This is a genomic window from Colwellia sp. BRX8-7 (assembly GCF_014077275.1).
In the GTDB taxonomy this organism is placed as follows: Bacteria; Pseudomonadota; Gammaproteobacteria; order Enterobacterales; family Alteromonadaceae; genus Colwellia_A.
On record NZ_JACGVP010000001.1, the window covers coordinates 149,516 to 170,095 of the forward strand.

21 protein-coding genes are annotated in these 20,580 nt (G+C 38.5%); 2 read left to right on the forward strand and 19 right to left on the reverse strand.

Annotated features, from left to right (window positions below; translation table 11 throughout):
* Nucleotides 1–68: 68 nt before the first annotated feature.
* Nucleotides 69–1,349, forward strand: coding sequence for a multifunctional CCA addition/repair protein (locus H4J57_RS00625; RefSeq protein ID WP_182241661.1), 1,281 nt, complete (start codon nucleotides 69–71; stop codon nucleotides 1,347–1,349).
* Between the two features lie 230 nt (nucleotides 1,350–1,579).
* Here H4J57_RS00625 and H4J57_RS00630 read toward each other — a convergent pair whose 3' ends face one another.
* The 7 genes from H4J57_RS00630 to ribE form a co-directional block, all read right to left on the reverse strand.
* Entirely contained in the window at nucleotides 1,580–4,174 is a 2,595-nt protein-coding gene (locus H4J57_RS00630) for a TonB-dependent siderophore receptor (RefSeq protein WP_182241662.1), read from the reverse strand.
* Nucleotides 4,175–4,847: 673 nt separating this feature from the next.
* Nucleotides 4,848–6,161, reverse strand: a complete 1,314-nt coding sequence (gene fahA / locus H4J57_RS00635; protein WP_182221235.1) for a fumarylacetoacetase — start codon at nucleotides 6,159–6,161, stop codon at nucleotides 4,848–4,850.
* 438 nt (nucleotides 6,162–6,599) lie between these two features.
* Nucleotides 6,600–6,842, reverse strand: a complete 243-nt coding sequence (locus H4J57_RS00640) for a hypothetical protein (RefSeq protein ID WP_182241663.1) — start codon at nucleotides 6,840–6,842, stop codon at nucleotides 6,600–6,602.
* Nucleotides 6,843–6,914: 72 nt separating this feature from the next.
* Nucleotides 6,915–7,382: a phosphatidylglycerophosphatase A gene (locus H4J57_RS00645; RefSeq protein WP_182213539.1), complete on the reverse strand. Its 468-nt coding sequence runs from the start codon at nucleotides 7,380–7,382 to the stop codon at nucleotides 6,915–6,917.
* Nucleotides 7,383–7,397: 15 nt separating this feature from the next.
* Nucleotides 7,398–8,375: a thiamine-phosphate kinase gene (gene thiL / locus H4J57_RS00650; protein WP_182241664.1), complete on the reverse strand. Its 978-nt coding sequence runs from the start codon at nucleotides 8,373–8,375 to the stop codon at nucleotides 7,398–7,400.
* Between the two features lie 44 nt (nucleotides 8,376–8,419).
* A complete protein-coding gene (gene nusB, locus H4J57_RS00655; protein ID WP_070374606.1) occupies nucleotides 8,420–8,836 on the reverse strand; it encodes a transcription antitermination factor NusB in 417 nt (138 codons plus the stop codon).
* A gap of 12 nt (nucleotides 8,837–8,848) precedes the next feature.
* Nucleotides 8,849–9,313 (reverse strand): 6,7-dimethyl-8-ribityllumazine synthase, encoded by a 465-nt coding sequence (gene ribE / locus H4J57_RS00660; RefSeq protein ID WP_070374607.1) that lies wholly within the window; start codon nucleotides 9,311–9,313, stop codon nucleotides 8,849–8,851.
* Between the two features lie 127 nt (nucleotides 9,314–9,440).
* On the opposite strand from ribE, the gene H4J57_RS00665 reads away from it, so the two are divergent.
* A complete protein-coding gene (locus tag H4J57_RS00665; protein ID WP_182213536.1) occupies nucleotides 9,441–9,746 on the forward strand; it encodes a DUF6170 family protein in 306 nt (101 codons plus the stop codon).
* A gap of 123 nt (nucleotides 9,747–9,869) precedes the next feature.
* Here H4J57_RS00665 and H4J57_RS00670 read toward each other — a convergent pair whose 3' ends face one another.
* The 12 genes from H4J57_RS00670 to H4J57_RS00725 form a co-directional block, all read right to left on the reverse strand.
* Entirely contained in the window at nucleotides 9,870–10,682 is an 813-nt protein-coding gene (locus H4J57_RS00670) for a VacJ family lipoprotein (protein ID WP_310733689.1), read from the reverse strand.
* Nucleotides 10,683–10,796: 114 nt separating this feature from the next.
* Complete coding sequence (locus tag H4J57_RS00675) at nucleotides 10,797–11,267, reverse strand: DUF2802 domain-containing protein (RefSeq protein ID WP_182241665.1); 471 nt, start codon at nucleotides 11,265–11,267, stop codon at nucleotides 10,797–10,799.
* 75 nt (nucleotides 11,268–11,342) lie between these two features.
* Nucleotides 11,343–11,834: a chemotaxis protein CheW gene (locus tag H4J57_RS00680; RefSeq protein ID WP_182176121.1), complete on the reverse strand. Its 492-nt coding sequence runs from the start codon at nucleotides 11,832–11,834 to the stop codon at nucleotides 11,343–11,345.
* Nucleotides 11,835–11,925: 91 nt separating this feature from the next.
* Entirely contained in the window at nucleotides 11,926–12,720 is a 795-nt protein-coding gene (locus tag H4J57_RS00685; protein WP_220465897.1) for a chemotaxis protein CheW, read from the reverse strand.
* Between the two features lie 7 nt (nucleotides 12,721–12,727).
* Nucleotides 12,728–13,501 (reverse strand): ParA family protein, encoded by a 774-nt coding sequence (locus H4J57_RS00690; RefSeq protein ID WP_182176122.1) that lies wholly within the window; start codon nucleotides 13,499–13,501, stop codon nucleotides 12,728–12,730.
* Between the two features lie 26 nt (nucleotides 13,502–13,527).
* Nucleotides 13,528–14,505 (reverse strand): flagellar motor protein MotB, encoded by a 978-nt coding sequence (locus H4J57_RS00695; protein WP_182241666.1) that lies wholly within the window; start codon nucleotides 14,503–14,505, stop codon nucleotides 13,528–13,530.
* Entirely contained in the window at nucleotides 14,502–15,248 is a 747-nt protein-coding gene (locus H4J57_RS00700; RefSeq protein WP_182241667.1) for a flagellar motor protein, read from the reverse strand. Before H4J57_RS00700 ends, H4J57_RS00695 begins: the two co-directional genes overlap by 4 nt.
* Entirely contained in the window at nucleotides 15,241–16,413 is a 1,173-nt protein-coding gene (locus H4J57_RS00705; RefSeq protein WP_182241668.1) for a chemotaxis response regulator protein-glutamate methylesterase, read from the reverse strand. The genes H4J57_RS00700 and H4J57_RS00705 overlap by 8 nt, the downstream gene beginning before the upstream one ends.
* Before the next feature lie 66 nt (nucleotides 16,414–16,479).
* A complete protein-coding gene (locus tag H4J57_RS00710) occupies nucleotides 16,480–18,573 on the reverse strand; it encodes a chemotaxis protein CheA (RefSeq protein WP_182241669.1) in 2,094 nt (697 codons plus the stop codon).
* A 13-nt stretch (nucleotides 18,574–18,586) separates the two neighbouring features.
* The gene (locus H4J57_RS00715) at nucleotides 18,587–19,330 is read right to left on the reverse strand and encodes a protein phosphatase CheZ (RefSeq protein WP_182241670.1); all 744 of its coding nucleotides are present in this window, start codon (nucleotides 19,328–19,330) and stop codon (nucleotides 18,587–18,589) included.
* A gap of 52 nt (nucleotides 19,331–19,382) precedes the next feature.
* Nucleotides 19,383–19,766, reverse strand: coding sequence for a chemotaxis response regulator CheY (gene cheY, locus H4J57_RS00720; RefSeq protein ID WP_182176128.1), 384 nt, complete (start codon nucleotides 19,764–19,766; stop codon nucleotides 19,383–19,385).
* A 51-nt stretch (nucleotides 19,767–19,817) separates the two neighbouring features.
* Entirely contained in the window at nucleotides 19,818–20,537 is a 720-nt protein-coding gene (locus H4J57_RS00725; protein WP_070374618.1) for an RNA polymerase sigma factor FliA, read from the reverse strand.
* Nucleotides 20,538–20,580 lie beyond the last annotated feature (43 nt).

Below are 20,580 nucleotides of genomic sequence, written 5' to 3' on the forward strand. Positions count from 1 at the left end.
GTAAATAATTTAGATAAATATGCTAAGCTTTCTGAAAATATGTCAGCTTTAATAAATAAAGAGTAATAATGATCAACAATGACCTTTCAGTACTTAACCGCTATTTAGTCGGCGGTGCCGTTCGCGACAAACTTTTAGGACACAAGGTCTATGATCATGATTATGTTGTTGTAGGCGCAACGATTGAACAGATGCTGACATTAGGCTTTACGCAAGTCGGTAAAGACTTTCCGGTATTTCTGCATCCCAAGACTAAAGAAGAGTATGCCTTAGCAAGAACTGAACGTAAGCAAGGCCAGGGCTATACCGGTTTTGTTTGCGATGCGAGTAGCGCGGTTACCCTTGAAGAAGATCTACTTCGCCGCGATCTCACTATTAATGCAATGGCGATGCCCTTTAACGATAGCGTTGATAGCACCACTATTATTGACCCTTATAATGGCCAAGTTGATTTAAAAAACCGCATACTGCGACATGTTTCATTAGCTTTTGTTGAAGACCCGCTTCGTGTTTTACGGGTAGCTCGATTTACTGCCCGTTATCATGATTATGGTTTTACCATTGCTGTCGAAACAGTAGACTTGATGACTAAAATCAGTGAAAGCGGAGAATTAGCGACACTTTCAGGTGAACGTATTTGGCAAGAAATGCAGCGCAGTTTGACTGAAAATAATCCCGAAGTGTTTTTTCAAGTGTTACGTGAATGTGGTGCATTAGCGAAAATATGGCCTGAACTTAATTCGCTATGGGGGATCCCTAATCCAGAAAAATGGCACCCAGAAATTTGCTCGGGTATTCATACTATGATGGTACTGCAACAAGCGGTTAAGCTTTCCCCTAAAACATCTGTACGGTTCGCGGCACTTTGTCATGACTTGGGTAAGTCTTTGACCTTAGAAGAAAATTGGCCCAGCCACCGGGGTCATGAAAACTCAGGTTTAGCATTAGTTGACAAAATATGTGAGCAATTAAAAGTGCCTAAAGATCACAAAATTTTAGCGCGTAAAGTCTGTGAATTTCATTTACATTGCCATAAAGCATTTGAATTAAAAGCCAACACGCTAGTTAAGTTGTTTAATAGTTTAGATGTATGGCGCAAGCCTGAAGAGTTTACTGATTTCTTGACTGCCTGTACGGCTGATTTTCGCGGTCGTTTGTACAATGAGAACAAACCCTATCCGCAAGTAGATTACTTACGTAGTGCTTTTGAAGCGGCCTTAACGGTAACCGCTAAAGAGTTTATCGAACAAGGAATACAAGGTGCAGATATTAAAGAAGCCATAAATAAAAAACGCATTGAACTTGTTCAGAGCTTTAAAGTAGGTCATGTACAAGCTAACAATCTTTAACCTTTGGCTGAAAAATCAAAAACAACATTCAAGTACCAAGTAAATCTACCCAGCCCGCACGCTAATTTAGCTTCACTGTGAGCAGGTTATTATTCTTGACCAAGTTATTATGCTCGATAGAGTTAACTAACCCATTCAACTCCTCAATATTTTTATATAAAAAAGTCAGCTAAATTAGCTGACTTTTTTAAGTAAGACGATTAGTGTTCTAATCGCTATTTACAACTCAATTAAAAGCTATAAGTTGCTTTTACGTAGTAGAAGCCACCGTTAAAGCCAAATGGAGATGTTTCGTAGTACTTACCGCCCCATTGGTTATTAGGTGTGAAGCCATCAGGATGATTACGTGAAGCTTCTTCAAACTCTAACTCTTCAGCTTGTTGATCAAAGATGTTCTGTGCACCAGCTGCTATTGTAAATGAGTCATTAATAAAGTAACTCACTTCAGCATCAAAAGTAATTGCTGCATCAGCATCTTGAGCGGCTAGGTCATAATCTACGTGTACCGCATGGTATTCACCGAAGTAGTTACCACGAACGTACATACTGATATTGTCCCAGCTTTGAGAAACAGTGAATGAACCTCTATGCTTCGGTAAACCTTCTTCTAAGCGTTTAACTTTAAAAGCACCTGTAATATCAGAACTACCCGTAACATCGGTTTCATTCCAGTTGTAAGCTAAGCTAAGTTTAGTATCACCTTCAAACAACTGCATACCGTAGTTTGCAACAATATCAACACCTTGTGTTGTGGTATCAAAATCGTTAGCAAAGAAACTTACTGTACCTACTGAACGAGGGTTAGCTACATTTAATGCTTCTAATTTAGCATAGTCAGCTTCTTCTAATTTTGTACGGTCAGATTGTGTAATACGGTCATCAACTTCAATATGATAGTAATCAGCCGTAAAGAAAAAATCTCCATTTTGATAAACAGCACCAAATGCATAGCTGCTTGACTGCTCTGGCTCTAATTCTTTACCACCAAATAATTTTGAAAATTCACTTGTTGGTGGTAATAACGCTGAATCGGTTAATTCACCATCTTCTAATGCGGTAGAAACGTTACTTACATTAGCTTGACCAACGGTAGGAGCTCTAAAACCAGTACTTACAGAACCACGTATTGATAACTCATCATTAATAGAATATTGAGCCGTTAATTTATAATTTAACGTATCACCAAATGATGAGAAGTCTTCATAACGTAAAGCTGCGCCAAGTAAAAGGTCGTCAGTAATGTATGCTTCAACATCTACGTATGCAGCAACACTGCGTCTAGAGAATACACCAGCTTGTGATGGTTGAAAACCAGGAAAACCGTGTGAGCCTAAGTTAAACCCTTGGTCGATTAATGGACCAGCAAGGAATGAGTATTGATCACCCGCGCCAATTTCAAATGTCTCTTCGCGCCATTCTAAACCACCCGCAACATTCATTGGTGAATCTAGACCAACTTCAACGCCCTTAGATAAATCTAAGTTAAACGTTTTTTCTAATTGTGTGTAATCACCTAAATCAAAATCACGTGGAGATTCAGGACCCATTGAAGAGTTAATGGTATTTACAATACTAAAGCTTGATTTATTACGACCAACAGAACCACTGATATCAAAGAAAACTTCGTCTAGCATTCCGCCGTTAATTTCACCTTCAACACCCATAGTTAATGATGTATCGACTACATTACCACCAAAGTTTGGCGTATAGCCGCCTGGGTATGTTTCGTTAACCGCAAAACAGTTTTTACCTAAAGCCGTACTATTGTCGGCAATAGACTGATAATCAGCTTGGTCTAAAACATTAGCGCCAATAGCTATGGTAGGACAAGTAATACCGCTATCTACGCCATCTAAATCGCCAACAAGTAGTGTGTCACCACCATCATTTGAATAAATGCTTGAACGGTTATGTGGATTTCTCCAGTAGAAGCCACCTTTTACATCACGTTCTGAATAGTTACCGAACATGTAGAATTTTTTATCATTGCCTAAATCAAGGCCAATATTACCAAAAAGTGTGGTGTCATCATTAACTTCTGGAGAACCCCAAACTTGAGCTTCTTCAGCGATGAATGAGTTACCTGCCGCTGCAATGGTCGCAGCATTGGCTACTTGAACACTGCGGCTTGTCGCATCAGCATTTTTATATTGAAAACTTAAGTTAACGAAACCATCTTTAGTTAATGGCATACCAACGTTACCTGCATAGGTTGTTGTAGCGCCATCGCCTTCGTAATATTCACCGTGCTTAACAGAGAAACTACCGCCTTCTGCAGCATCTTTTAAGACAAAGTTCATTACACCAGCGATTGCATCTGAACCGTATTGTGCTGCTGCACCGTCACGTAGTACTTCAACTTGCTTTAACGCTATGCTTGGAATAACAGAAATATCTGGACCTTGTGCACCATCGTTAATGCCGCCACCTTGGAATGCAATAACTGAAGCGCGATGACGACGTTTACCATTTAATAACACCAATGTGCTATCTGAAGACAAACCACGTAAGTTTACCGGACGAACTAATGTCGCCGCATCACTAATTGGGTTAGCGTGTACGTTAAATGAAGGAACACTGCCGACAAGTTGATCAAGCATGTCACTTGAACCCATTTTCTCTAAATCTTCACCACCAATAATATCAATTGGAACAGGAGAGTCAGCAACAGAACGAGGCGCTGAACGTGAGCCAACAACCGCTATTCTTTCTACATCTTTTACTTTTACTTTTGAGCTGTTTTCTTCTGCATATGCTGGGGCAGTACCTAGTGCAATACTTACCGCTAACGTTAACGTTGCTGTACGAAATAATTGAGTAGACATGTTACTTCCTTCATAGATTTATGTTTATATTTTTATATTTTTATGTTTTTTTAGACTAGGTAGTCAATAGGTGAAACTACCTAGACTTGCAGGTACTTTATAAAACAGCCTAAAAGTGTTTACAAGGGCGAAATTAATTGAAAATAGCGCGAAAATAGATGTTCTTCATTAAATAACGTTTAATTACGAAAAGAAGTCTAGTTATTGATAAAGAGGTTTTCTCTATAAGGACTATACAGGCTAGTGACTGTGGACTTATTAACCAGTAATTAATATCCGAATATTTTCGTAATCAAATAGATCCAAATAGACCTAAAAGAATTTTCTTATTCCAAATTGACATAAAAATAAATTATAAAAATATTGCACTATTTAGTGAAGTCACAGTCAAAGCACTAAAAATTAACACTAACTTCACAGTGCATACAATATACAAAGTAATTCATCGTCCTTTTTTAGCATTTCGTCGCTTATTTATGCACACTTATTGAATAATTTTGTATTCGCAGGACCGATTTCTAAAAAAGATAATCTAGATCAAAACAGAATTTAATGAGAAGTAGTGGGGAATAAAATAGATTATTTCTATGGAAATTTAGTGATAAAAAAAGCGCTGATTATAAACAACCAACGCTTTGCGATTAACTCAATGAGCAATTAGCTAATTTAGCCGTTAACTCGCTGGTAAAATTGTCGCTGATACGGCACCAAAACCAATGCGTACCGCACCTTCTTTTTGACACCAACCTTTCATTATGACGTTGTCACCATCTTCTAAGAAAGTACGTTTTTCACCATTAGGTAAAGTAATAGGATCGGCACCCGCATTTGAAAGCTCTAACATTGAACCGGCTTCTTCAGGCTTAGGTCCAGATTGCGTGCCACTGCCAAACATATCACCCGCGCGAAGGTTACAACCATTAACGGTATGATGAGCGACCATTTGTGCCACTGTCCAGTATGAATCTTTAAAGTTAGATTGTGACATTTCAACCGCTTCTTCACTTTTTTCACGCATATTTTGGGTTTCAAGCAAGGCTTGTAGCTGGATATCAAATGAACCGATCGCACGATTATTTTCTGACTCTAGGTATGGCATTGGTTGAGGATCTGTCTCAACACGTGTCCAAGCCGAGCGATAAGGTGCTAATGCTTCTGTCGTCACAATCCAAGGTGAGACTGTTGACGCAAAGTTCTTCGATAAAAATGGCCCTAAGGGTTGGTATTCCCAACCTTGAATATCACGCGCAGACCAATCGTTGAATAAACATAAACCAAAGACATGATCTTCGGCGTTATCGATAGAGATAGCATCGCCTAAGTCATTACCTTTACCAATGAATATGCCTACTTCTAATTCATAATCGAGACGCTTACAAGGGCCAAATGATGGTTCAGTTGCTGTCGGCGCTTTAGTTTGTCCAGAAGGACGCTTAAAATCTCGACCAGAAACATCAATAGAAGATGAACGACCGTGGTAACCAATAGGTACCCATTTATAGTTAGGTAATAATGGGTTGTCTGGACGGAACTTCAAACCCACTGACGTAGCATGGTGAATTGAGGTATAAAAATCAGTGTAATCACCAATATTACAAGGTAGTGCATATTCAACGTCAGCTTGAGCAATTAAACAAGCGGCCACTTTATCTTGTAAAGCTGAGCCTTCTTTCAAAGCATCAGAGAGTGCTAAACGTAAAGCGCTCCATGTCGCTTTGCCCATTGCCATATAATCATTTAACTGTGGTGCATTACAGGCTTTTACGCCTGCTTGGGCTAGACCGTCAAAAACATTTGCGTTAGCCAAGGCAGCTAAGTCAATAACTTGATCACCAATTGCTACACCACCACGGAATGCTTCTTCGCTATTTGCACGTTTAAAAACCGCAAAAGGTAAGTTCTGAATAGGAAAGTCGGTATCTGCTTTATTCGCAGTGACAAGCCAACTAACTCGGGCTGAATTGTGGGTTTCGTTTAATAAATTCATAGTAGACATTGCTTGAAGAACTCCTGAAATTTATGGCTTACTTTGATAAAACGTCAAAATACGTTTTAAAATACAAGTAAGTATAGAAGATAACGATATAAGATAGCGGCATTATACCAGCGAGAACAATAATTGGTATTAATGATAGCATTGAGTTATTTTTCTGAGGGTTAAGCTGTCAACAAATAGTTGCACTAAAGAGTTTACAGCCCATAATCTGATTAAAAAAGATATCTCGGTAAGTAAATCATCATCACGATACAAGATATAACAATACCCCAGAAGGCTTTAACAAAGAATCGTTGCCGCGCATTTTCACCGTCAGGATGATCTTTTGCTAACGGCATTTCACAATTTTGACAATCTTCCCTATTAATCTAATTTTTTGTTTGGCAATAAAGACAAGGTAACTGTTTCGCAGACATAATTAATGACTCGTTAATTGATGTTAAAGTTGCGGCAAACGTATCGGTAATTGTGCTGGTCGTAAAATAACGGTGAAGCCATCACGACCAAATAAATAAGGTAAATACTCTTCGCTTCTTGGTCAATGGTAATACAAAACGGTTGAATGCCTAACCTATTTGCTTCAGTAATAGCTTGGTGAGTATCTTCGATACCAAAACGCCCTTCATAATAATCTATATCATGGGGTTTTCCATTGATTAAAATATGGTTCAAGTAACCCGTCATTTAATCAAGGTTTTAAAAAGAAGTGAACAGACACTAAAACTCGACGTTCTGTGTTATGGATTAAAAGATCAGGTGCATGCAAGCCAGTGCTGCTAAGCCCGCAAGAATATCGTCAACCATAATACCTAGACCGCCATGTAAATTTTTATCTACATAGGAAATAGGCCAAGGTTTAAAAATATCAAAAATTCTAAATAAGATAAAACCAACAACAATACTTTGCCATGTCAAAGGAACAAGAAACATAGTAATTAAAAAACCAACAATTTCATCCCAGACAATTGCACCATGATCAGGTACACCTGCATCTTCTGCGGCTTTTCCACAAATATAGATACCGGCAATGCTCATGATAATAACAATAGCTAAATAAGTACTGACTGAAGTAGGCGCTAACAGCAGGTACAAAGGAATGGCCGCAAGCGTGCCATAAGTACCTGGTGCTTTAGGTAATAAACCACTACCAAACCCTAAAGCAAGAAAATGGATGGGGTTAGTTATACGAAAGTTCTCGGTAGATTTACTCATTACATTTAACTTACATTATTTAGTAGAAGGAGTATCAGAGAAATGTTGATAGCTCTGAACCTTAATATTTACTGCTTTTTTATTTAATGTCGTGGTAATTTTTCCTGAACCATTCAATTGGCCAATACAGGTAATCTTATTGCCTGAGTTAGCTAAGGCTGTTTCCATGCCTACGCGGTTATCTTCAGTAACACTAAATAATAGCTCGTAATCATCGCCACCTTCTAAAGCTATATCGTACGCTGCGTCTATACCAACAGTATCACTTAATGCGGCAGAAAGCGGTAAAGCATCAAGAACAATATTAGCACCAACACCCGAAGCATTACAGATATGAGCTAGGTCTGCGACTAAACCATCAGATAAATCTATCGCTGAAGTCGCATATTTACGTAAAGCTTGTCCAGCCAAAACCCTTGCTTTAGGAAAGTCTAAGCGTTTTTGTATTTCTTGCTGATATTTAGCTGCTACTTTCACTTTACCTTGGATATGTTGTAAAGCGAGGTTCGCTGCACCTATCTCACCGGTAACATATAACCATTCTCCGGCTTTAGCACCTGAACGGGAAATATGTTGTCCAAAAGGAATTTGTCCTTGCGCTGTAATGGTTATACTCAATGGTCCTTGCGTCGTATCACCACCAATAAGCTGGACATTATAAAATTCACAAAGGTCAAAAACACCAAGGCAAAATTCATTGATCCAATTTTCATCAATCTCAGGAAGCGTGAGTGCTAAAGAAACCCAACTAGGCTCTGCACCCATAGCGGCAAGATCAGACAAATTAACCGCTATCGATTTATGACCAATAGCACGTGGCGATGTATTTAAAGGAAAATGAACACCTGCCACTAAGGTATCTGTCGTTACTGCAATGTGTTGGCGTTCACCCGGAGTAACCAGTGCACAATCGTCACCAATACCTAAATAAACGTCTTTGCGCTTCACTACCTGTTCAGTAAAATAACGTCGAATGACTTCAAATTCTTTCATACAACAACCAATCCTTTGCTTTGCTTTGAGAAAATGAACGCAAATTATTCTTCTGGACGAATCAGTTTAACGGCTTTATCAAGCACACCATTAACAAATTTATGACTATCGTCAGCAGCAAAAGATTTTGCTAATTCGATAGCTTCATTAATAACAACTCGGTATGGCACATCTTTACAATCTTTCAATTCATAAATGGCTACACGTAAAATAGCTTTTTCTACTGGGTCAACGTCGTTTAAAGGACGGTCAACATGCGGAGAAATAGCTTCATCGATAGAACCAACTGATTTGGTTACACCGTGGAGTAATTGTTGAAAATATGGAATATCAAAACGGCGCGCACTGTTATCAGTTAAAAAGTTAACTTCGATATCAGTTACTGAGTTTTGGCTAAGCTGCCATGAGTAAATAGCTTGAACAGCTAACTCACGAGCTTTCCTTCTAGGAGTTGGTTTCACAAAAATTCCCGCTTATATTTTATCTAAAACATTAACCATTTCTAAAGCACTTAAAGCCGCTTCTGCGCCTTTATTACCTGCTTTAAGTCCGGCACGATCTATTGCTTGCTCAACGGTATCGGTTGTAATGACACCAAAAGCAACAGGAATAGTGTATTCCATTGAAACTTGCGCTAAGCCTTTATTACATTCGCCCGCAACAAAATCAAAATGTGGAGTTCCGCCACGAATAACGGCGCCAATAGCTATAATGCCATCGAACTCGCCTTTACTTGCGATACGCTTAGCGGCAAGGGGTAATTCATATGCGCCAGGAACACGAACAATAGTAATGTCGTTATCTGCAACATTGCCATGGCGTTTAAGTGCATCAACTGCACCTTCTAATAAATTTTCAACTACAAAACTGTTAAAACGTGAAACAACGATGGCAAACTTTTTACCTGCTGCGTCAAAATTAGCTTCAATGATATTCATTTATATTTCACTCACAAAAAATTTGCCGCAATTCTACCAAACCCAGAGACAATTCGGTACTTGTTTGCTTAATTAAGTGTAAAAATACTGTAGAATACTGCTATTACTCACTAAAAATACGATACCTATGGCTTTTATATTTTCCACAAATAAACTTCCCGAACTCGAAAGCTATACGCTTGGACAAAGACAGCAGATTTTAACACTCGCTGCCGCTAAATTGACCGCACCAGAGAAGTTCGTATTAAATATTTTGAAGTTAATCATGTTGGTGCCACCTTTTATATTTATGGCACAATTAGATGGGCTGCTCTTTGTGGTATCTTTGTTTAGTTTTCTAGCCGTGTATTTTATTTTACTTCGGCCAGTATCGTTAATTTTTACCCGTAAATATCTCAGTGTTGCGATCAAACAGTATAATAAATTAGCTTAATCTTTAATTATCACATCAAAAAAACCGCGGTTTACATTAACCCCACTGCCTTTATTTTTAATTATTATTTTTATAAAATGAGTGAAACTTGAAGTATTCTAAGCTTCACTCTGCAAAGCAAGTTTATTGATCAACGTCTGCCATGTTATCGAGTTCTTCTAAAAAGGCATTAATTTCGTCTTCACTTTCTTCATCAATCACGATGGGCGGGTTACCATCATAAACTTTAAATTCCATATTTTGAAAGTAAGCATTTTTAACAAATTCGTACGAATCAATAGATTCATTAATAATTTGCTCTTGATCAACAAGCGCAGCTCGTTGTTCAAGCCCGAGTACGGCTTGGCGAAGTAAGTTAGGCCAAAAATCAATAATAGCTAATGGCCAGTAGTATTTATCAACATAGTCACCCACTTCTTCACGAACTGAGCTTGGCCCAAGAGCCGGTATAACTAGATAAGGTCCATCTCCAACACCATATGAGCCTAAGACTTCACCAAACTCTTCTTGTGCTCGGATCCATTCGAAGTCACTTGCTGGGTCAAAAAATCCAAATATGCCGATAGTAGAGTTAAGGATAAAACGCCCCGTACTTTTACCCGCTTCACTAAACTTTCCTTGCAGCAGGTTATTTATAACCGTTGATGGCTCGTTTAGGTTTAAGGCAACATTATGTATCCCGGACCTAAAGTCTGTTGGCATATATTCAACATACGCTTGGGCTGTCGGTTTAAGCACATATTTGTCTGCATAATCCCAGGTAAAAGTCCAAAACGGTCGGTTAATTGATTCTAATGGATCTTTAGGATCTGAAACACTAGCACTATTTTCAGCAGGTGTTGATGAACAGGCAGAAATAACTAATGCCAGTAGAATGACAACAATTTTTTTTGTTGGATTATTGAACAAATAAGAAAATATAGCGGCTACTTTCACTTAGCGTCCTTGATATTGAGTAAAAAAATAATGACGCAGTTTACCACGCAAAAATGCAATGCAACATAAAAGCTTTAACTATTTATCTGCGGAAAAACCATAAAATGATTGGTTTTAAGAAGGCGATGTTTTATTTCTGTGGACAGATATTAACATCTCAGCTTCAGCAAGTGGGATGTCACATTCTCGAACGACCTCATCGATCTCTGCGCCTAACTCAACGAGTTTAAAAGCACGTGAATAGAGTTTATCTTGCGGTTGCTGATTTTGAAATTGATCTATTAATTGCTTTTGTAGCCCACTCTCTTGTTGCAGTATTTTAATACGATGTTCAAGTTGTTTACTGACTTGCTCGTTTTCTAACTGCAGACTTTCAAGCTTATTATTAAACTCAAGCAATTGTTTATTTACGCTATTTTGCGTCGACTGTAGTTCATTTATAAACAACTCTTGCGTTTCAAGTTGTGTTTTCAGCACTTTATTAGTTCGATGAAAATAATTTTTTTGGCGATAAATATAACCAATTAGCACTATAAAAAGCACAAAACTGCTAACTAAAATCAAAAGTGGCGAGATAATAAACATAAACGCTTCTTAAACCATTACAACTAGATAAAGCCTGATAAGCCAGGCTTTATTTAAAGAGACTCAGTAAACAGCCTAGAACTGTTTAAGTTCATCCCATTCGTCGTCAGAAAGTAACTGATTTAGGTCGACTAAAATCAATAACTCACCTTCTCTGTTTGAAACACCTTGAATGAATCGTGCACTATCGTCATTACCAACATTCGGAGCATCATCTATCTCAGAATTTTTTAAGTAAACGACTTCAGCGACACTATCTACCAAGATACCAATAACTTGTTTTTCGGCTTCAATGATAACAATACGTGTATTATCAGAAATATCCGCAGGTTTAAGCCCAAAGCGTTGTCTTGTATCAATGACAGTAACAACGTTCCCTCGCAGATTAATGATACCTAATACATATGTAGGTGCACCTGGCACCGGTGCAATTTCACTATAGCGCAAGACTTCTTGCACTTGCATTACATTAATACCGTAGGTTTCACTATCAAGTTTAAAGGTTACCCATTGCAACACTTCATCGTTGTCTACGTTTTCCTTTGCATTACGTCTATCATCAGCCATACAGCCTGCCTCTTAAATATCTTATTGAAAATCAATCTGTTTGATTATTCTTCTAGTGTATATAGTATAATACTATCTGGAGATCTAGCCATTAATCTTGGTTAATATTTGCACCTGCGTCAAGTAACTTGATCAAAGACTCGACATCAAGCAGTGCACACATACGTTCTTTGACTAAACCGGCTAACCAAGGTCGTTTGTTCGGTAGGTCTAACCATTTTACATCTTCTTGCTCTAACGTCACTGTATCGACTAAGGTTTCCGCCGATAATCCCCAATGACTATTACCTAGCATGACAATATATTGATAGTTTAGCGAATTTATTAATGCTTCGTCACATTTTTCTGGCATTACCCATAAAGCAGTATTCACTACGTTAATTTTTTCATCTCGATGTAACATAACACCGGTAAACCATTTAGGCTTACCCATTAGACTCGTTGTTTTGTCTTCGTTATGTATGCCCCCCAATTCAATCAACGGCACTGCAATCGTTAAACCAGCAACATTAAAGAACATCGCTTGAAAACTACCCTTTCGATAATTTTTACTCTGATGAACAATTAACGGCTGATCACTTTTTCTTGTCTTAAGCGGTTCATCAAGAGTCAATTGTGTTTTTTCTTCGACTTTGTCCTGAACTTTTTCTTCAACTATTTTAGGTCGTTCATTTTTTACTGAGCTTTTTACAGTATAAACAGGTTCATCTATTGGGTCGGCAATACGTTCAGTAATATCAACTTTTTGCAAAAGTTTTTCTAACGGTTGCTGATATTTTGCTTTTACAGAAATAATTGGCAGGTCAGATTCTTGCTGATCTTCAGTCAACAATTCTGATAAATAATTCTGCATTAGTTTCTTACTTGCAGCGAGTGACTTTGCCATTGGACAATTAACCTAATTTTTGCAGTTCTAATAAACTGCTTAGTAGTTTTTTATATGCACTAACACCACGTGTTAACGGTGCGTAATCTGAAGGTACCTGCATTGCATAACTGGCATTTCTAAAATTAGTATCTACCGGTATAACACCGGCCCAAACACTATCATCGTATAGCTCTTGTAACTTTCTATAGGTCAGTAATGATGCTTTAGTACGTTTATCAAACATAGTCGGCACTATGGTATATTTAAACGGCTTATCTTGCTCAACTTGCATAATATCCATTGTTTTCATCATGCGGTCTAAGCCTTTCAAGGCTAAGAACTCAGTCTGCACTGGCACAATAATACGTTGCGATGCCGCCAAAGCATTCACCATAAGCACACCTAAAATCGGTGGACAATCAATTAAGACATAATCATATTCATCGGCTATTTTTATCATCGCTTTTTTCAACACTAAGCCCATACCACCTTTATTACCGAGTGAACGGTCTAAAGTAGCTAAGCCCATCGTTGCCGGGAGTATATCTATATTGTCGTATTTCGTTGGACATAAACTTTGCATTATTTGTTCTTTCGTTGAAACTTGAACAAATAAATCGTAAACACTTAACTCAAGATCTTCAGATTCGATACCAAAATAATAACTCAAAGAAGCATGGGGATCAGTATCTACCAACAACACTTTATAGCCCTGCTCAGCTAATAAGCCACCTAAGGAGATTGTTGTTGTGGTTTTACCAACGCCACCTTTTTGATTTGCTACTGTCCATACTACCAAGTTGCTAACCTACTTATTTCGTTGTGCTAATTATTGTTCTGCTCAGAAGAGGGGTTATCATCTTCTCGTGTTGTAATTCTAATGCCACCATTATCAAGTCTTATGATACGTATTTCATTATCCTCATCATCACCATTATCTATCTGCTTTATGGCTTCGACGTCTTTAATGCTGATGGTAGGGGTCGCAAGTAAATTTGACTTTTCTAAACCATATTTTGATATAGCGATAACAACACGACGGTTTTGCGCGCGGCCTTGTGCTGTTTTATTGTCTTCTCGTGGATAATATTGCCCATACCCCTCAATAGCCATACGAGCAGGATCAAGGGATAAGTCTTCAAGCACTCGTAAAATAGCCGTTGCTCTAAAAACTGATAATTCCCAATTTGAAGAAAATATCTCAGTATTAATCGGTTGGTTATCAGTATAGCCTCTTATGCGAATAAAATTGCTGGATGAACCAATTACATCATAAATAACCGCAAGTATTGTTGTTGCATTGTTGGTTGCTGATGATGAGCCGCTGGGGAAAAGCATACCACTGTTTAATTCTATTTCTAACCAATCGCCATCAATCTGCAGTTGCGCATAACCTGATTCGATTAATTCATACAAGGCGGTATGTAATTCTTTTTCTAGTGACGTTAGATTTGTGCCTACCTGACTGTCAGAAACATTAGAAAGTGTTTTCTCTCCGTCAAAAAGTTCAGGGCCAGCGACATCTAAAATGCCATTACCATACAAGCGCTTATTAGTTTTTGAGCTGTTAACATCGAGGATATCGTCACCATGCCCCCGATTTTTAGGTAGTTTATTATTGGCTTGAAAAACTTTACCTATCGATTCTGTCGCGGTTTGATAGGGCTCTTCATCAACCATTGCCATTGCATATAAAACAACAAATAACGCAAAGAGCAAGGTCATATAATCGGCGTATGAAACTAACCATCTGTCGACATTATCATTTTCGACTGAATGTCGACGTTTCCTTAAGTGGTTCATTGCTCTAACCGAAAGGCCGACAACTTATTTTCAATGGCATGTGGATTTTCTGCTAATGCAATAGAAATAAGGCCTTCAGCAATCATTTCTCGGTACATGGTTTGCTGGTGAATAATAGCCTTTATTTTATTAGCAACGGGCAGATAAATTAAATTGGCAAAACCAACGCCGTAAATAGTCGCAATAAAAGCCGTTGCAATACCTTGTCCAAGTAAAGTGGGATCGGTAAGGTTACTCATCGCATGAATGAGGCCAAGTACCGCGCCTAAAATACCTATGGTAGGACTATAACCGCCCATAGACTCAAAAACATGAGCAGAGCGTAAATTATGCTCGCGGTAAAGATCTAAATCTAATTCTAATGAGATACGCAAGTTGTCTACTTCTATACCATCAACTAATAAGTTAAGCGCTTTATTGGTATAAAAATCTTGTTCTTCTTCGGCAATATTTTCCAGTGATAAATATCCAGATTCTCGTGCTTTTTCAGACCAATAAACTATCGAATCAATACCTTGGTCAATATCATACTTGGGGGGATAAAATATCCACTTTAATAAAGACAACGCATGAAAAAATTGCGCTGAAGATGACTGTAACATTACAGCCCCTAAAGTACCGCCAAAGACAATGATAAAGGCAGGTAACTCGAATAACGCAGCGAGGGAGCCTCCATCGAGAATAAAACCTAAATATATGGCCGTAATTGCGACAAAAAGCCCGGCAATGGTTAACTTATCCATGGTCCACTTCCTTGATAATACTTTGGCTGATATCTTCTAATGCTAAAGATAAAACAGAAATACCTGCGACAGTAACGGCTTGCGGCATACCATAAACCACACAAGAAGCTTCGTCTTGTGCCCATATTGTCGCCCCTTTACCTTTTAACATGCGAGCACCTTCTCGACCATCAGAGCCCATACCGGTCAATACAACACCCAATACTGAGCCACCAAACACCTTAGCTGCTGAGCCAAAACTCACATCAACACTTGGTTTAAAAGCAATCTTTTCAGACTTATCTTCTATAATTTTTAATTTGGCTAATTTTGGCGTACCGTCAATAATCATTTGCCTGCCACCAGGCGCTAGGTAAGCACAACCAGGTTTTAAAATATCCCCATCTGCTGCTTCCTTTACGTTAATATTGCACAAGGTATTTAAACGATTGGCAAAAGCAAAAGTAAAAGCAGCGGGCATATGCTGTATTAAAATAATGGGTAATGGAAAATTTTGTGGCAATTGCGTTAATATTTTTTGTAAGGCAATTGGTCCCCCCGTTGATGTACCTATAGCGAGTAGTTGGTAACTTTTACCTGAGCTTCTTTTAACAACCTGACTGCGAATACTTTCGCTTTGACTCGGTTCAGTTTTAGTTGTACGCAGAGGAGTTCTCGATTGAATGTCGAATTTATTTACGGGTTTACTCACCGGATTAGTGGCCGTTGAAGATAGGCTAATTCGTGACGCATGAGCTTTTGCTGCCAATTTTCTTTTCAATAAACCGTTAGTCTTCGCTAATTGAACCACTCGTTGACGCAGCAAACTACCTGCATCATCAGTTGTTTTGGCTATTTCACTAAATTTTTTCGGGAGAAAATCAAGTGCTCCGGCTTCTAAGGCCTCGAGGGTCGCATTAGCACCTTGATGAGTGAGCGATGAAAACATTAATATTGATGTTGGCGCTTTTGCCATTATTTGTTTCACCGCTTCAATACCATTAAGTAATGGCATTTCTATATCCATAGTGATCACATCAGGCTTTAATGACACAGCCTTTTCAACAGCATCTTTACCATTTACAGCAACATCAATAACAGTAAGGTTCGGATCTTTATTTAAAATATCGGTAACTCGACGTCTAAAGAAACTCGAGTCATCAACAACCAACACCTTATAGGGCATTTATTATCTCATTTGTTATTATGAATGAAAAAGCCCTAATAAAATTTAATAGGGCTTTGTTATACGTTAAGAGCGTAATTTTTTATTAACAACAGATTTTTTTGCGTAAAACTTCAGCATATTAGGCACATCGATAATTAACGCTATACCACCATCACTGGTAATTGTTGCGCCGGCCATACCTGGTGTACCGTGTAATAGACGGTCGAGTGGCTTTATCACCACCTCTTCTTGACCAATTAGACTGTCGACCACAAAGCCAATTTGCTGATTGCCCAATTGAACAATAACCACATGACCTTTTTCTCTTGGCTTCTCAACAAAATCACGTACTAACCACTTATCTAAGTAGAAGAGTGGAATCGCCTTTTTACGAACAATAATGGTTAATTGTCCATCAACAACGTTGGTCGTGGTTAAATCAAGATGAAATATTTCATTAACACCAGCAAGTGGTAAAGCAAATGTTTGCTTACCGACAATAACCATTAATGTCGGTAAAATAGCTAACGTTAACGGTACTTTAATCTCTAAGATTGTACCTACGCCCATTTCAGAATCTATACTTACCGTACCGTTTAACTGGGTAATCTTAGTCTTGACTACATCCATGCCAACACCACGTCCTGAAACTTCTGAAATCTCAGTCTTGGTAGAGAACCCTGGAGCAAAAATTAAACTAAAGGCTTCTTTATCTGTCATTCTAGCAGCAGAGTCAGCGTCAAGAACACCACGAGTAATCGCAATTTCTTTGAGCTTTTCTGCATTCATGCCTGCACCATCATCTCTGATGGTTAATAATATATGGTCACCCTCTTGAGAAGCAGAAAGCACCACTACACCTTCTCTTGGTTTCCCCAATGCTTCGCGCTTATCAGGCATTTCTATACCGTGATCTACAGAGTTTCTCACTAAATGAACTAATGGATCAGCAAGTGCCTCAACAAGGTTTTTATCCAGATCGGTTTCTTCACCTTTGAGCACTAATTTAATTTCTTTGTCTAAACTGCGTGCTAAATCTCGAACAACTCGAGGAAATCGTCCAAAGACTTTCTTGATTGGCTGCATACGGGTTTTCATTACCGCACCTTGCAAATCAGTTGTTACCGCATCAAGGTTAGAAACAGCTTTCGTTAAATCTTCATCCTCTTTGGTTAAGCCCAAACTTGTTAAGCGATTTCTCACTAAGACAAGCTCACCAACCATATTCATAATTTGATCGAGACGTTTAGTGTCAACCCTGACAGTCGTTTCACCCTGCATTGCTTTAGCGGGTGCTTTTTCTGGCACTGGCGCTTTAGCGACAGGTTTAGCTGCAGGAGCCACAGGTGCTGGCTTCGCGGCTGATGTTTGAGCAACAGGTGCTGGTGTTGGTGCGCTAGGTGCTGCAGTAACAGATAATTTCGGCGCTTGACCTTGACCATGTAATTCGTCTAATAAAGCTTCAAAGTCATCGTCACTTATTTCATCTGATGAACTGCTATTCGATGAAGATGGTTTACTTGAATTATTAGCAGCGACTTCAGGCGAAAAAGCACCTTGACCGTGAAGTTCATCGAGTAAGGATTCAAATTCGTCATCTGAAATATCATTGCTGTCTGAAGACGTTGCTGTTGCTGCAGTTGCTGGCGTAGAAGCTGAGCCACCACCATGGAGTTCGTCGAGAAGTCGTTCAAATTCATCTTCTGACATTTCATCGCTAGAAGAACTTTCGCTTTCATGAGTAACTACTGCTTCAACAGCGACTGGCGCAGGCGCTTGCTCTTTGCCTTCTGGTTGGCTTAAACGATGCAATTCTGCAAGTAATTGGGCATCAGCTTTATCAAGTTTCTCGCCGTTTTGAACTTGTACAAACATTTCATTTACAACATCAAGCGCTTGTAAAATAACATCCATTAAGCTTGCACTTACACTACGTTGGTTGGTACGTAACAGATCGAAAATATTTTCCGCGCCATGACATACGTCAACTAAATTATGTAATGCTAAAAATCCGGCCCCACCTTTAACGGTGTGAAAACCTCTAAAAATAGCATTTAATAATTCGGCATTATCGGGGTCGTTTTCAAGTTCTACGAGTTGTTCCGAAAGCGTTTCAAGTATTTCTCCAGCTTCTATTAAAAAATCCTGAAGAATCTCTTCATCTTGCTCAAATGACATCCAGCAACTCCTATTAAAATCCTAAACTTGATAAAAGGTCATCAACATCATCTTGGTCAGCGACAACATCATCACGTTGTGCTGTATTAACGATCGGGCCTTCAACTAAGTTATCACCTACTTTAGGTTTACTTCGCTCTGCATTACTATCTGTCGTAATACCAAAAGCGGTTAGCATACCAATCAAGCTATCCTCTACTTCACGAACTAGATCAATAACTTTACGAATAACTTGTCCGGTTAAATCTTGAAAATCTTGTGCCATCAAAACATCAGTCATTAAATCATGCATACGCACTGATTCTCTATCTGTCGTTTTTAATAATAAATCTATATCAACACATAAACTTTTAAATTCGATTAAATCCAATTTGTTATGCATTAATTTTTGCCATAACGGATTAACAGCCTTTATTTGCTTTTGTATCGTATCCACAACGGGAAAAATAGATTCAACGGCATCCATGGTTTTATTAGCGGCTTCTTCCGTTCGCGTTATAACGTAGTTTAGACGTTCTTGAGCATCGGGGATATCTGCTGTCGCTAAATCATTTAACCTAGAATCTAATTGAAAATTATTTAATGAGTCATGTAGTTGACGAGTCAGCTTGCCTATCTCAGCAAACAACTCAGAATTAATTGGATTTTGAATTTCAGCAATTAATTCATCTGCCTTGTCTTGTTGACCACTTTCTAAATATTCGACCAGTAGCTTTGCTTCTTCCAAAGAAACATGCCCATTTGTATTCGCACTCATGCAAAAACCTCACGTTTAGATTAATTAATTAATTATCTATCTAATTAAGGAATTAACCTAAGCGTTGAAATATTTTATCTAACTTGGCGTTTAACGTCGCTGCGGTAAATGGTTTTACAATATAGCCATTAACACCCGCTTGAGCCGCCATCACGATTTGTTCTTTCTTTGCTTCAGCAGTAATCAGCAATACTGGGATATGTGATAACTTAGCATCGGCACGGATGGCTTTGAGCAAATCAATACCTTGCATACCTGGCATATTCCAATCAGTTACAACAAAGTCAAAAGAGCCTTCTTTTAACATCGGTAAAGCAGTGCTACCGTCATCTGCTTCTGAAATGTTAGTGAAACCTAAATCTCGTAACAAGTTTTTGACGATACGTCTCATTGTTGAAAAATCATCAACAACAAGAACTTTCATATTTTTATCCAAGGCACCCTCCGGTGAGAACATTTTAAAATTGTGATTATATTTATATTCTACTCAACTTTGCCAAGATTGCATACGTCCTTTTAACCTATGCATCGCTTGACTGTGAATTTGGCTAACACGCGACTCACTTACATCAAGCACTTGACCAATTTCTCGAAGATTTAATTCTTCGTCGTAATATAGTGACAGTACTAGAGCTTCGCGTTCGGGTAAAGTGGAAATGCATGCTGTTAACGATTTTTTAAAAACTATTTTTTCAAAATTATCATAGGGATCGTTATTATTCACATCTTCCATATTCGATATAGCATCTGCCCCCGTACTTAAGTCTTCAATACCAATTATTTTACCGGTACTTACTTCACTTAGAATATGATGGTAGTCATTTAACGAAATATCAAGTTTTTCAGCAACTTCAATATCAGTTACATCACGACCTAAACTTGCTTCAAGCAATTTTATCGCTTCACTGACCATGCGGCTATTTTTATGAACAGAGCGGGGAGTCCAGTCACCACGGCGTATTTCATCAAGCATAGCACCACGGATACGGATACCAGCAAAGGTTTCAAAACTTGCACCTTTGCCGTGATCAAAATTATTAGACGCTTCAAGCAGGCCTATCATGCCTGACTGAATAAGGTCATCAACCTGTACGCTCGCAGGCAACCTTGCTAATAGGTGATAAGCGATTCTTTTCACTAAAACTGTATGCTGCGAAATTATAGCAGATTTATCAGTTTGAATACTGTAAGCATTTGGTTTTACCACTATCGCTCACTCGCTAAATTATAGGAAAGATAAAGAACTTTCA

Bases quoted from the DNA above. Each gene is read 5' to 3' on its own strand.
- H4J57_RS00625 (WP_182241661.1), top strand. From the start codon at position 69: ATGATCAACAATGACCTTTCAGTACTTAACCGCTATTTAGTCGGCGGT.
- fahA (WP_182221235.1), bottom strand. From the start codon at position 6,161: ATGAATTTATTAAACGAAACCCACAATTCAGCCCGAGTTAGTTGGCTT.
- H4J57_RS00685 (WP_220465897.1), bottom strand. From the start codon at position 12,720: ATGGCAAAGTCACTCGCTGCAAGTAAGAAACTAATGCAGAATTATTTA.
- thiL (WP_182241664.1), bottom strand. From the start codon at position 8,375: ATGAAAGAATTTGAAGTCATTCGACGTTATTTTACTGAACAGGTAGTG.
- H4J57_RS00680 (WP_182176121.1), bottom strand. From the start codon at position 11,834: ATGGCTGATGATAGACGTAATGCAAAGGAAAACGTAGACAACGATGAA.
- H4J57_RS00700 (WP_182241667.1), bottom strand. From the start codon at position 15,248: ATGGATAAGTTAACCATTGCCGGGCTTTTTGTCGCAATTACGGCCATA.
- H4J57_RS00715 (WP_182241670.1), bottom strand. From the start codon at position 19,330: ATGAGTGCGAATACAAATGGGCATGTTTCTTTGGAAGAAGCAAAGCTA.
- H4J57_RS00710 (WP_182241669.1), bottom strand. From the start codon at position 18,573: ATGTCATTTGAGCAAGATGAAGAGATTCTTCAGGATTTTTTAATAGAA.
- H4J57_RS00705 (WP_182241668.1), bottom strand. From the start codon at position 16,413: ATGCCCTATAAGGTGTTGGTTGTTGATGACTCGAGTTTCTTTAGACGT.
- H4J57_RS00675 (WP_182241665.1), bottom strand. From the start codon at position 11,267: ATGTTTATTATCTCGCCACTTTTGATTTTAGTTAGCAGTTTTGTGCTT.
- H4J57_RS00665 (WP_182213536.1), top strand. From the start codon at position 9,441: ATGGCTTTTATATTTTCCACAAATAAACTTCCCGAACTCGAAAGCTAT.
- ribE (WP_070374607.1), bottom strand. From the start codon at position 9,313: ATGAATATCATTGAAGCTAATTTTGACGCAGCAGGTAAAAAGTTTGCC.
- H4J57_RS00645 (WP_182213539.1), bottom strand. From the start codon at position 7,382: ATGAGTAAATCTACCGAGAACTTTCGTATAACTAACCCCATCCATTTT.
- H4J57_RS00695 (WP_182241666.1), bottom strand. From the start codon at position 14,505: ATGAACCACTTAAGGAAACGTCGACATTCAGTCGAAAATGATAATGTC.
- H4J57_RS00630 (WP_182241662.1), bottom strand. From the start codon at position 4,174: ATGTCTACTCAATTATTTCGTACAGCAACGTTAACGTTAGCGGTAAGT.